Below are 13,147 nucleotides of genomic sequence, written 5' to 3' on the forward strand. Positions count from 1 at the left end.
TTATTTGACCAAAAGAAAACCGCCTTAGTAAAAGGCGGTTTTCTTGATGTCGTGTCCCGTTAGCTTAATCATTCAGTTCATTTAATCGATTTTCAGCTTTTTCTCAATTAAAATTTAACTTTCTTGATTAATAGGTTTCTCACCTATCAACTATTGCAGCTCCAAAAAGAAAGTTATAGTTAACGTTGGTTAGTACTAATTTATTTATACTTTTTATCATTACCTTTTCTTCAAGTATTGGCCGTCCAAAAATTGCCACATTTTGAGCCATTATAGATTGTTCTTGTGATTGGAATTCTGGTAAGCGTCTATTGGAAATTCCATAGACCGATGCTTGAAGTGGCATTGCTCCATTCCTTATATAGCTGAAATATGATGGATACACTATTCCATCAAACCCTGCTTGTCGTACTGTTGAACTAATTTCACGGGTAATATCATATGCATGCTTTCCTGCCAGAAAAAGCATATTTTATGCGAGATCCAAACTATCAAATTCAGATTCATCCTCATTGAGAATTACTGATAAATTCAATAGTTTCAAAGACGTTTTAGGAAGCAATGTAGCAACATATAATTCATCCTCCATTTTTGCACGCATTTCATGTATACATAGATCCAGATCAGGTGAAGCATAAAGAACCGGCTGCCTAACCGAATCTAAACGGCCGCTACCCAAAAATTCATCTGGTGGGCTGTCAAATTCCTCTGAATTATATCTGAGGTTCTCTCCACTTCTAATTCTGTAAAGCGGAGAATCATTTATTGTTAATACTTTTTTAGGGTATTTTTCCAAAATCTGCTTTATGACAGCCCTACGTTTATCAGTATCTAGTAAATCTTTTAAAGGTTCGATATCTCCATACATCCAAGCTCTAGGTCCATAATAAAAAAAACCAATACCTAATATTTTCTCAAAAACCTTCATATCCTTTTCGAGATTTTCATTTAGATAAATAGATGTTTCCTGAAGTTCATTGAACTGAATTCCCGGAAAAGCTCCATATTCACAACGAACCAATGACCCCCATACAAAAAAGCGATAAACAATTTCTTTCAACTGTTTTAGTGTTAATTTATTTCCCGTCATTAACATACAGTTTGGACAACTTTCACTGTTAGTACAACCAATTCGCTTGGCATCTAGCCGCAAACCTTGATCATGAAAACAGTCAGAACATGCAACTATTATTTCATCCATATTTTCATCGTTAGTTATTACCATGAATATACCTCTCAGTTTGTCTCTCAAATTTATTCCTTTTTCGATTCCTTCAAACCTCAAACTTACTATGCACCCATTACACGCATGTCTAGGTACTTACCAGTCCCTACATTTTCCATATTATCCTGCCCTTTAACGTAGTAACGGCCGCCATGCGGCAGCCGTTCATGTATCGTGCCCATTAGTTTAGCGACTGAACGATTATTTTTCCCTTAAATACTTATCCAGCATTCTTCTTGAGTAACCTCCCATTGGAGGCTCGTAACCAAACGTTTCATATGCCCATACAATTTCTCTTTGTAGCTGCCCTCCATCATCTTCATTCATAACTTCATAAAAAAAGTCAACATTTAATTTGCCATTACTGCTCACTGTTAGACTGACTTGCTCCCATAAAGCCTGCTTGTTATCTTCAAAACATTTATACAATTTAAGCAATAGATCACTTAATTCGGATAGTAATTCGTCGTAAATTTGTTGAGAAACATTATATCTTGTTGGAATATCACTACCATCTACAATTGAGTTTGTATTTAGTTCAACAAAATAGAACGCTGATGACCAACTCGCTTTTCCTTCTTCTACTTCCCCAAGGTAATAAAATTCACCCCAACTAGTTGGAATCATAGCATTAATTTTTTGAGCTATTTCTTGGTATACTTCTGCCAATTGGTTTTCCATTTATCTATTCCCCCTTAAGCAAAACTGCCCGTTAACTTAGTGACGGCCGCCATGTGGGAGCCGTTCATGTATCGTTTCCCGTTAATTCAACGTACTGGCGGGAATTTCTCCATTTGAATAATACCTGATATCCTTTCCATTCTTTTTAGCATATTCGATTTCTTTTTTAGTGCTGCTTCCAATGTACCCGCCTACATCAATGACAAATATTTCGTCTGATATATCAATTTTTTTAAAGTGGAGGTTACCGAGCAATTCTGCCTGTTCACTCGTAAGTTCAAATCCTTCGCTTTGCTCAAAAAACGCGAGGCTAATAACAATATTTCCTTGAAGCGTTAAATAAGTATTTGCTTGTTCGAATTGCTTTTTAAATTTAGTAGACCCACATAAAGTGATGATCGGCATAAATCTTTCCTTCCGTTGGGTTAACGTTTCCCGTTAGCGCAATAATCAATTTAAATACGCGAAAAGTCCAGATCTATATACGGTGTATTATTCAATAAGTTGGAATAATAGAAGCTTCGAGCTTGTTCGTCCCATTCGCTCCAATCGGGAGCGGTAAAGTCTCTGCTTCTATAAAGCGCGGATAAAACTCTAGCTTGTCTTAAATCGATAAATAGCGGAATTTTTTTTAACGATTCTTGGCTTATCGTATTTTCTTTACAATAGCCGTTTATGAAATTGGAAAAAAAGCGCTTCGTAATCTCTTTTCTGAACTCTCCATCCGCAATAACCCACGGTATAGGAATCTCATAAAATAATGGTGTAGCGATATCAGACACAAACCAACTATATTCTGCTTCGTCGAAATCGATAATATTGGCTTTGTCCTCATCATTCAGATAATTTCCGCAACTGACATCCCCATGAATGAGTCCATATGTACCTGTTTCCTTGGATAGAGAACTAATCTCCCGAATTATTCTATCGAAACGATCATGTAATTCCAGCGGACAATGCTTCTTAAATGAGGATAACAAGGCATTGTCATTCCATTCATACCGCAGATATTGGGGTGTATAATCACGAGAATGTTTATGTATTTCCCCAATAAATTTACCTATATTCTCATAAAAAGCATTGCTTTCCTCCGCGATCCTTGCACTTCTGCCAGAGACCTTCTCAAAGGCTGTCACAATGAAAGCCTCATCAATCTTATGAAGGAGATCACCCGCTACTGAACGAATCGGTCTAGCTACTTTTATGTCGGACTCGGCTAAAAACAAAATAAAGTCTAATTCCGCTTTCGTTAGTATTTCGTTTCGATGCGAGATGTGGGCAATTCTTAGAATAACTTCACGGTCGCCGAACACCCCTCTATAAACGAAGTTTTGAAACCCGTTTAGTTCGATTAATGTGTCTTCTCGAATACCGAATCGATCTGCAGCCTGTTTCAAGATGTCTTGGTTAAATAGCTGCTTAATATTCTTGTTCATAGTCGACTTCTGTCACACCCCAAAGGCCAATATTGATTACCAGAAATTAGGACGCTTTTTATCTGATAAAGTTGCATGAACCTGCTCGTTACTTAACAAATGAATAGGAGCTGCCGTTGGCTAGCTCCCCAGGTATCGTTACCCGTTTGTTGAACTGAGAAAATTCACTGATGACTAATAATTCCGAAAATAAGTTTAAACGCGCTGCGCATCTTATTCATTCGTTTAAAGCCTTCTTTGGAATCCCAGATGAATACTTTCTTTCCTAACCAAACTCTAAAGTAAAATGAATGAAATACAATTGGCTTAACAATGCCCTTTTGCTCAAGTTCTGTCCCGTCAGCAAGCTCTGTTTCCGTTCGAATTAACCAAGTGTTCCCTATGCCAATCTCGATATATTTCAAGCAGGACGACCTCTTTCAACGACGATATCGATCGTTTTAATAATACCACATATTGGAATTATTCTGCCCTTTAGTTGAAAAAAAGGCAGCCTAATGTTGGCCACCGTTTCATGGTGTTTCCTGAACTATCGTTACCCGTTAGTTGAGTGCCTCAATTGAAGTAAATGCAATCATGATTTATACTTCACAAACCAATCCATTGTTGCCACACTATTCTTTTTCGTTTATCAAACCGTTACTCACTCTTCTAACTGTTAGCGTTTCACTCTCCGATTCCACCACATTACCGCCAAAAGGAAGTTCAAGGTCATCAATAACTCGTGTCACGGTACCATTTTTGTTTTCAAAAGTTATCACCAAAGCAAAGGATTTGGCGTCCAACGGAATGCGAACTTTCCCTTCATGAGAGTCATACTTATTGTCATTTGTAATGGTAAACAAGATAGAATCCTCTTTCTTGATGAAATGCCTGTTTCGAAAGGTTGACGGTTTCTCAACCGCATCTTGAACATTACAAGAATAAAAATAAAACAGAATACGAGCTTTATAATTATAAAAGGGATCGAAGGAGGGGAGTTTACTGATAAATTGAAAGCCTACCTTGTCACCGCCCTGCGGCTCCTTTCGTAAGGTTACTCCAGGCCTAGGGCTTTGTATTTGCGTAAAATTAAAAGACATGCAAGAGATGGCAAGCGGGGAACCGAACACATATGTATTGGTTGTATCCATTAATTCATCAACACTCGGAACATTTCCTAACCGCTTAAGATTTAACAAGCGGAAAATCAGATATAAGAACAGCATAAAAATGAGCGTTGCACCGATCATAGTCCACAACAAGAACGTAAAATCATTTTCAGATAATCGACTTTTCTCATACCAAAGAAACACCCACCAAGCCGATCCTACACTGAGGATCACACCTATGGTCAAGAAGACGCTGATTTTGGTGTTTGTCCCATTCTCCGTCGTTGACCGATATTTATTCAGCAGCCTTTCAATGTGCCTCACAGGGTTTTCTGTCATTGTCTGGTGATACGTGTAGCCCTTTAAGTCTGACAACGTGTCCCTTGCTTTTTCAATCACATGCTGGCTGTTAATTGAAATAAAAATGGTAATAAAGCCCACAAGACTAAGCAATCCTCCTGTGACGCCAAATAAAACAGAGGCTATAAGCCCTAAATCATGAGTAGTTTCCACAATTGTAAGATTGTACATAACTTCCTCCTAATTTCTTCTATATCTTTATCATACCATCCTATCGCACCACGCAAAACTGCCCGTTACTTCAACAAATGAAAAGGAGCTGCCGCATGGCTAGCTCCTCAATTAACGTTGAACCGCTTGCTTCTCGTAAGTTTTCAGGATTTCGTCTTGGATCGCCCGCAGCTTTGCTCCGGTATGGTCGACGTCTTGACGAGAAGATGCTCGCCAAGCTGCGTTTTCAAATCGCGTATAAAGCTTTGCGCTTTTACATCATCCGATTTGTCCAAGATGAACACATATTGGTTGTGATATTCATCGATAAACCAAGTTCCGTAATCCTCCAATTTGAACAAATGATAAGGCACAATTGGAAAATGTAAACACTCTTTAACACAGCCTAAAATAAGAAGCGATCGCCCTGATTCGGGACGATCGCTTCTTGCCGCTTCCGCGCGAGCGCGTTATCTCGCAGCTCGTACGAGCTCACCGACTTGCTTCGCGGCGCTCAAGCAAGCCTCGATACAAGGTATCGCTTCCTTCATGTTCCGAACGATAATCGGTTCGTTGCCCAGCCTCTCCGCGATTCGCAGTACGGCCCCGACATCGTACCGATGGTTCCATTCCACGATCATTTTGCGCAAGTTGGCGAACGATTGCTTATAATTCCAGGGGCGAATTCCCGTTCTGGACAGCACGAATCTTCGAACGATCCGATAATCCCGCACGAGCACGTGAGGGTTCAGCAAGAGGACGAGGTCGGCCTTCCCGATCGAATCCAACGTCCAATCATGGTACTGGACGCCTTCGATGATCCAATGATCGGAACGGACGACCGTTCGCAACGTCTCGTCCCGCACGTCCTCCGGGTACTTCTTGTTGTCGGAGCTGCGGTCCCAGGTCATATTATCGATCTCGTAATACGGAATCCCGTACCGCTCGGACAGACGCTTCGCCAACGTCGACTTGCCGCTGCCGCATGAGCCGATAATGCGGATTCTCATCGTTCGCTCATCGCCATGGCGTTCTCGGCTACGATAAGCGAACGCAGACCGATCCGGTTTAAGTAGACAAGCCTCGGTTCTAAGTGCCCGAGCACATCGCCGGCGACTCCGCCGCCTATGGCGGGAGATTCTCGCAACCCTTGAACGAACCGCAACAGCGCCGGAATCGGTAAGCTCGCCGCTTCCCCCAGGCTCAGGCCTTCCAGCTCGATCGCGGCGCTCACCGGGCCGAGCTTCGTCCCCCCGCAAGCCGGACAATCGATCGGACCGGAGAAATAATCGATTGCCTTCAAGTTGCCCTTCGACTTCGTACCGGCATCTCGCATATACCGCAAGTCGTTGACGCATCCGCGATAATAGACCGTCGTTCGCTTCTTCTTATATACCGAAGTAATCGGTTCTACGTCGTACCCGAACGTCAGAATCTCGATATACCTTGGATCCTGCTCGGAGAGCGGCCTTGCGGCGTCGATCCCGATCGTCTTGGCCAACTGCTTGATCCTTTCCACTGGCGCGCAAGTCGTGCCTGCCCAGAGCAGCACCGCGCCGCTCTTCAAGCTCAGCTCCGGCGCGATCGTGCGGCGGGGCTCGATGTCGGCTCCCGCGCATGCCGGGCAAGGCGCGATCTCCGCCGGAAGTCCGTGATTCCCGGCCGAAGCATATAGCGACTTCACGAGCTCTAATGCTGCGATGACCGTACCGACGAGCGAGCCCGGCCGCTTCTCGTTGAACGGTTTGTACGAGAGCGCATGAGTTTCCACGAACGCAATATCCCCTTTGTCGCATAGGCGATGGATTTCCTGCTCCTTCCATCATGACAAATGCATCGCGATAAGGGAAGACCGAATCTAGCGTTAGCGAGAACGCTGCTCGGACATCAATTCAAATTCAGCATATCCTGACTAACTATGCTCTTGGTTTCATCGTGTCTGAACAACAGCTTATAAGCCGAATCCCAATCCGGCCTGCCCGCGACTCTCAATGCCAGCGTGAATTCCATCGCGCCTAAGTCTGGTAACCGGAACCCGACGGAAGGTCCTCTCCGGTTCTCGTTCGCCGCCAATGCATCGTAATCCCACGCCAATATCAACCGCCTCTCGCCGTCGCCTCCAATCAAATAAGCTTCCATCCGTCCGGCAGGAACGGCGTCCGGACTATCGTTCAATACCCACAGCTCGGGCGCGAACCATTCGCCTTCCTTCCAATCGAACTTCTCGATCCGGGCGCTCGCCAGCACCGGTCTGCACGCGGACTGAACGGCATAATACGCCGGCTTAGGCCGGGCGGGCCAACTGACGATGCTGTTGTTCGCCGCGGCTGGCCAAGGCTCGTTGTAACACCAGTTCAATGCCATGGCGCATTTCGGCTTCTGGCGCCTCGATTCCTCGTAGATGCATTTATAACCTTCCGATTGCAGCCATTGCCCGTATGCTACGACTTGCTCCAACGTCTCGTAAGCGCCGAAGTAATACGCAAGTTGATCGGACATTAACCACATATTGTCGGCAAGCGCGTTGAACGCATGATGGCTTTCCCACGACGTCCCCCGCTTCGGCGGGAACAGCTCGTCCGGCGGAATGAAGCTCTTCAACGCCTCGACCGATGCCGGCCCCGGCACGCCGAATTCCGTATAAGCCGTATTGCTCGCGCGCCTCATCGCTTGGAACACGTCTTCCCCGGTTTCATACCGGAACATGTAATGGCCGTGACCCATCCCGTCGAGCGGCGATGTCATGATGAACGGCGTCGCGGGGTCGAGTTGATAACAGTTCATATTCAGTAACCTGAGCGGAAGCGATTGATCGGTCATCCCCGACCAGGAGTTGAACAATTCGTTGCCGCCGCACCAGAGCACGACGGACGCATGCTTGCGCAGCCGGACGATGATCGAACGCGACTCTTGATCCAGCACCTTCAAGTACGCCGGCGAGTCCGGATAGAGGTTGCACGCGAGAGGGAATTCCTGCCACACCATGAGGCCCATCTCGTCGCAATAGTCGAAGAACGCTTCTTTATTGACGATGCCGCCTCCCCATACCCGCAGCAGGTTCATATTCGCGTCTTTGGCCAACTCCAACAGCGTGCGGTAATCGTCCGCGGTAATGTTACCGGGGAAAATATTCGGATTCACCCAGTTCGTCCCTTTGCCGAATACTCGCCGTCCGTTCACTTCCAGCGTAATAGGAGGATGGCTGCGGCTTTTCGGGAAAGTGGAGGGCTCTTGCCACGCGCCTTCGTGCATCACCAGCTTTATGCTGCGGAAGCCGATCGTTTGCCGATGAACGACAGGTTGCGACGAACTTCCCGCGGCTTGGAATACGACTTCGGAGACGTATAGCGGCTGCGCCCCTTGGTCATGGGGCCACCACAGCCGCGGCTGGTCGACCGACACATCCAATGAGCAGCTTCCCCCGTTAACGGCGCAACGATGGCGGATAATCGCCTGACCATCCGGATCCGATAACGTCCATACGAGATCGCCCTCGGCCAGGCGGTTGAAGTCGACCTTTAGTTGAACGTCGGCCCTGTCATACGTCTCGTTAAGCGAATACAGCGCGTCGGACGATACGATGTGCGCTTCGGGTCTAAGCTCGATGTAAGTCTCGTCCCAGATTCCGAGCGGGATCAGCCTCGGGTGCCAATCCCAGCCGTAGCTCACGGCGGGTTTGCAGGACTGGTCCGCTTGCGATCGGCTGACGGGCGCGTCCGCCCGCTTCGGAGCCGGATCGATGACGATTTCCATTCGGCTTCCTTCTCTGCAACGCTCGGTGATATCCAGCCTTACGGTAGTGAACATCCCCTCCTGACGATGAAGCTCGGTACCGTCCAAGAAGATGCGGAAGCGATAATCGATCCCATGGGAAACGAAGATCAACCGTTCGCCGGCTGGCATTGCGGGTAGGCGCAGCTCGGCGCGATACGTCCAGAACTTATCCTCTATCCACCCATACTGCCGCCAATTCTCGCCGTACGTATGGTCGCCCCAGCCTTCCGCCTTGGCCCAATCCAATTGCACCGCGCCGGGAACGGTCGCGGGAACGAAGTGAGACGGCGCTTCGTCCGGGCGATCGCTCCAACCGACTTGCCACGCTATCGCGTATTTGTTATCCACGATGTTAATCCCTCCGATGATAGGCGTTAAGGTCGATATTCCGTTCCGTCCAATCCAAACAAAGCACCCAATCCTGACCTCTCCCGCTCGTTGGCGGCGCGAACGACCGGTCTTCCGCTCGATCGAATTCTCCAAGCGCGATGAACGCCCCCGTACGAGGACAGAACCACGATGCACGCAACCGCGTACCGGCCAATTTCCCCGTCGCCGCGCGTATAGCCAGACCGTTCGGGGAGTAGATCCATCCGTAGTTCGCGCCTCTTGTCGCCACCATATAGTTGGAGCCCGATGCGTTTCCCGCGATTAACTCTTGATCCGGCATGCGGCCGACCGTATCCCGCGATTCCATTAACGAGCGCAAATGGCGCATCTGCTCGGCTCCCGGGCGCCGTAACGCCGTCTTCCAATCCATGATGAAGAAGGCACCCGGCTCTTCGAACGCCACGGAGGCGTATGCGCCGTCGCTCATCGACCAGACCGAATGGTGGCCGTACGTGTGCCCGAACGCTCCGGCGAATACGGCGTAATAGGCCGCCTTGCGCACGTCGGCTTCGTCGAAATACCCGTTGTCGGCTTGGAATCCCCGCGGGATATCTTCGTAGCAGGGCTCTGCGTCCAGCGTCGGCTTGACGGGCAATCTGGCATAGTCGGATTCAACAAGCTTGTAATTCGTCCGCTCGCCGATATCGTGGGAGGATTGAATCATATTGAAGTCGAGCCAAGGCTCGTCATGAACGTACAGCGAGGAAGAGATGCCGCCGCTCGGGTGGAACGTCATCAGGTGCTTGCCGTTATCCCCGTCCTTCAGCCCTTGCGCCATGCGTCCGACGATGTCGAAGTGTCTTCGGGTATGAAGCGGGCGATCCCCTCCGAGCACCCAGACGACGTTCGGTTGATCCCGATACCGCGTGCCCAGCCACCGGCCGTACGCGTACGCGTTGTCCGGCGTGAAGATCTCGGGTCCCTTGCCCCATAGCCGATTGAACTTATCTCCCCACGTCGGCAGCAACGCGATATAGATGCCTAGTTCCCCGGCTAGCCGGATAATATAGTCCGCATGGTCCCAATAGGAATACTCGCCGTCATCGTCCGGATTCGCGGGATCGATCCGACCGTCCGCTTCGATGGCGAGAGGCTTGCTGCCGTAGGCGTTGCCCGTCGTCGCTCCTTCGAATTCCGCCAAGAGGACGGCTTGGATCACGTTGAACGATTGGGCTGCCCGAACGCGCAAATATTGTTCGGCGTCCTCCCGGTTCAACTTGTGGAATAGCTCCCACGCGGTATCCCCTAGCCAGAAGAAAGGGGTTCCGTCTTCCTTCGTCAACAGGCGTCCGGCAGCGTCGACCCTTAACGGCTGAATGCCTCCGCTCATGTGCCGTTCCCTCCCCCGTGAAGCACGCGTACGAAATAATCTTCCTTGCCCACCTGGCCGCCCTTCAACGCCAATTCGATGCCGTCGAACCTCGCGTCCTCCGAATAACCGCGACAGAGCGGCCCTCCCGGCGCGATCGGCGCCGCGCATTCCAGCGCGTAAATGCCGAGCTCGCGCATAACGTACCCCGACGTGTCTCCTCCTGCGACGACGAACCGATCGACCCCGCCGATCGAGACGACCTCTCTCGTCAGCCGTCCCAGCTGCTCGCCGATCAGCTTGCCGGTGTCCGTAGGAGACGCTCCCGCGCGCTTCAGTTGTTGCCGCGTTGCCGCGATGGCCGCATCGCCTACGCCCATGGCCGAATACAGCAGAGGACTTCTGCCCTGCCGCAGCCATTCGGTTGCGCATGCGATCAATCTGCGCCGCTCCTCGTTCGCTTCGACCGGATCCAATAGCTTCGCCGCATCGACCGGTACATCCGCGAAGCCATACGCGATCGCATGACGGATCTGCGCTTCCGTTACCGGAGAGCAACTTCCCGATACCGCGAGCACGCGATCGACTTTACCCGCCGGCCTAGGAATCGCTTCGTCCGGCGACGTTATCCCCGCCTCCCGCCAATGCGCAACGAGCGCGTATTCGACGCCCGATGAACCGACGACGAACCGATTGCCGGCATTTGCCGCGCCTTCCCAGATGAGCTCGCCCGCGCGGTTCAATCTCTCTTCGTCCATGACGTCGTAGAGCAGCATATCGGGACGATCCGCCATCCGCGCCGCGAGGCGTTCCCTTACGAGACTCCCGTCTCCCGTCAGATCGAGAATATCCATGAGACCGATCGTTCTGTCCGTTTGCCTCGACAGCAGCAGGCGCAGATCGGATTCATCCATCGGGGTTACCGGATGGCGCATCATCGTCGGATGTCGGTCCAGCCGATAGATCTCGTCTCCGAACGCCGCGTAGTGATGGCCGAATAGCGTATACCGACGAAGCTGCGGGACGCCGACGAGGAGCGGAACGCAGCCTTGCTCCCCGAATACGGCGCCCGCCGTATCGACCGCGCGTCCGATGCTTCCGATTGCCGGGGAGGAATCGAACGTCGAGCATATTTTGTAATGGACGATCGTCGTCGGAATGTCCCGCATTCGCTCCAATACGGGCCGCAATTGCTGTTCTAGCGCTTCCGCCCCCAAGGAACGGCTGATTCCCGCAACGCCGTATGCCCGTAAGTTCGGGAATTGATCTAGCCGCTCTTGCGTCGGAGGCTCCAAGAAGAGCGCCGTCTTGACGCCGCCCCGCGTCAATGCCTCCATCGCGTCCGTAGAACCGGTGAAATCGTCGCCGTAGAAGGATAAGAGCAATTCGGTATTCCGACTGTTCCGGCTTCCCATTCCGTTACGCCTCCCCGTCCGCGGTCCGCGTTCGACCGAACTTCTCCAGCGCTCGGCGCAGCTCCGGATGCGATTGCGCGTATGCCGCCGCATCGATTCCGTTCATGGCCGCTTCCCATGCTTGCTTCATGCTGACAACCCCGGCGGCAGGACCGTCCGGATGCGCCATAATGCCGCCGCCGGCAACGTTGAGCAGATCGGAAGTTCCGAGCGATCGGAACGTTAGCTCCGCCTTTGCCGCCGACTGTCCGGACGACAGGACCGGAACGGCCTCGTAACCGCCGAACAGCGGCTTCCGCATCGCCTGAACGGAATGAATGACGGACTCGTTGCTCTCGTAGAACTTGCTGTCGAGCGCGTTAACGTGCAGATGGTCCGCTCCGGCCAATCGGCACAGCTTCTGATAGGCGGGGAACGCGATGCCTAGCAACGGGAATCGGGTCATCATACCCCATTGATTCCGGTGGCCGTGGATCGGAAGCTGGCTGTAACGGTTCAAGTAGGTCAACCCCGCCAAGCCGATGCTTTGGATGCTGACCATGACGCACGTTCCTCCGGCTTCCAGCACCAGGTCGTGGCGACGGCGAAGCTCGTCGATCTCTCCGGTAATATTGAACGCGTACATCGTCTTGCGCCCGGTACGATCGGCCGCCCGCTCGATCTCTTCCATGACGGCCCTCACCTTGAGGTCGAACGGGGCGAACGTCGGATCGGCGTTCAGCTCGTCGTCCTTGACGAAGTCCAGCCCCGCTTCCGCCAGCCCTCTGACCGTCAAGCGAAGTTCATCGATGGTTAAGCCGACGCTCGGCTTCACGATCGTGCCGATGATCGGCCTGCCGTATACGCCGGCTAGCTTGCGCGTCCCTTCCATTCCGAACTTCGGTCCCGGGTAGACGCGGGAGAACGGTTCGGGAAGCTCCAGTTCCATCAATCGCACGCCGGACAGCTCCCGTAATTCATACAAGTTGCCGGCTACCGCGGCCATTACGTTCGGAATAGAAGGGCCGAAGTTATGAAGGGGATAATCAAGCACCACTTCGCATCGGCTATAGTCTCCGTTATGTCCCTTAGGCGTCGCCGCTCCCGGCAACGCGGGGCGCTTGACGACCTCGGTTACCCGAACGGAGACGATCGCGGCCGCGCTGCGCGCCTTCACTTCGTCCGTCTCGCCGGGAACCGATACGAACGTGCCGGTCGATTGCTCCCCCGCCATCACTTGCGCCGCATGCCAAGGATCGAACGCAGTCTCGATCATGTACGTCGCTCTAACGTACGGCCTCGTCTCTTGTTCTCGTTCGTCCATTCGAACGACCTCC

13 protein-coding genes are annotated in these 13,147 nt (G+C 50.8%); all 13 read right to left on the minus strand.

The features are described from left to right. Window positions 1-139: 139 nt before the first annotated feature. On the minus strand, window positions 140-469 hold the full coding sequence (locus ACFQZG_RS16270; protein WP_378154326.1) for a hypothetical protein: 330 nt from the start codon (window positions 467-469) through the stop codon (window positions 140-142). Window positions 470-472: 3 nt separating this feature from the next. Further along, on the minus strand, window positions 473-1,225 hold the full coding sequence (locus ACFQZG_RS16275; protein ID WP_378154328.1) for an RES family NAD+ phosphorylase: 753 nt from the start codon (window positions 1,223-1,225) through the stop codon (window positions 473-475). Window positions 1,226-1,426: 201 nt separating this feature from the next. Further along, on the minus strand, window positions 1,427-1,906 hold the full coding sequence (locus ACFQZG_RS16280; protein ID WP_378154330.1) for an immunity protein YezG family protein: 480 nt from the start codon (window positions 1,904-1,906) through the stop codon (window positions 1,427-1,429). A gap of 81 nt (window positions 1,907-1,987) precedes the next feature. Further along, entirely contained in the window at window positions 1,988-2,311 is a 324-nt protein-coding gene (locus ACFQZG_RS16285) for a hypothetical protein (protein WP_378154332.1), read from the minus strand. A 50-nt stretch (window positions 2,312-2,361) separates the two neighbouring features. Further along, window positions 2,362-3,342: a phosphotransferase enzyme family protein gene (locus tag ACFQZG_RS16290; RefSeq protein ID WP_378154334.1), complete on the minus strand. Its 981-nt coding sequence runs from the start codon at window positions 3,340-3,342 to the stop codon at window positions 2,362-2,364. A 164-nt stretch (window positions 3,343-3,506) separates the two neighbouring features. Continuing rightward, the gene (locus ACFQZG_RS16295) at window positions 3,507-3,746 is read right to left on the minus strand and encodes a DUF3977 family protein (RefSeq protein WP_378154336.1); all 240 of its coding nucleotides are present in this window, start codon (window positions 3,744-3,746) and stop codon (window positions 3,507-3,509) included. 210 nt (window positions 3,747-3,956) lie between these two features. After that, window positions 3,957-4,964 carry a hypothetical protein gene (locus ACFQZG_RS16300; protein WP_378154338.1) on the minus strand — a complete coding sequence of 336 codons (1,008 nt, stop codon included), beginning with the start codon at window positions 4,962-4,964 and terminating at the stop codon, window positions 3,957-3,959. Window positions 4,965-5,413: 449 nt separating this feature from the next. Then, window positions 5,414-5,953, minus strand: coding sequence for a P-loop NTPase family protein (locus ACFQZG_RS16305; RefSeq protein ID WP_378154340.1), 540 nt, complete (start codon window positions 5,951-5,953; stop codon window positions 5,414-5,416). Continuing rightward, window positions 5,950-6,714: a hypothetical protein gene (locus tag ACFQZG_RS16310; protein ID WP_378154341.1), complete on the minus strand. Its 765-nt coding sequence runs from the start codon at window positions 6,712-6,714 to the stop codon at window positions 5,950-5,952. The genes ACFQZG_RS16305 and ACFQZG_RS16310 overlap by 4 nt, the downstream gene beginning before the upstream one ends. Window positions 6,715-6,830: 116 nt before the next feature. After that, on the minus strand, window positions 6,831-9,065 hold the full coding sequence (locus ACFQZG_RS16315) for a glycoside hydrolase family 2 protein (protein WP_378154343.1): 2,235 nt from the start codon (window positions 9,063-9,065) through the stop codon (window positions 6,831-6,833). 4 nt (window positions 9,066-9,069) lie between these two features. Beyond that, entirely contained in the window at window positions 9,070-10,437 is a 1,368-nt protein-coding gene (locus ACFQZG_RS16320) for a glycoside hydrolase family 140 protein (RefSeq protein ID WP_378154345.1), read from the minus strand. Then, the gene (locus ACFQZG_RS16325; protein WP_378154346.1) at window positions 10,434-11,831 is read right to left on the minus strand and encodes a four-carbon acid sugar kinase family protein; all 1,398 of its coding nucleotides are present in this window, start codon (window positions 11,829-11,831) and stop codon (window positions 10,434-10,436) included. Before ACFQZG_RS16325 ends, ACFQZG_RS16320 begins: the two co-directional genes overlap by 4 nt. 4 nt (window positions 11,832-11,835) lie before the next feature. Continuing rightward, window positions 11,836-13,134 (minus strand): ribulose-bisphosphate carboxylase large subunit family protein, encoded by a 1,299-nt coding sequence (locus ACFQZG_RS16330; RefSeq protein ID WP_378154348.1) that lies wholly within the window; start codon window positions 13,132-13,134, stop codon window positions 11,836-11,838. Window positions 13,135-13,147: the final 13 nt, after the last annotated feature.

This window comes from Cohnella sp. GCM10027633, from assembly GCF_042675445.1.
Lineage (GTDB): Bacteria > Bacillota > Bacilli > Paenibacillales > Paenibacillaceae > Cohnella.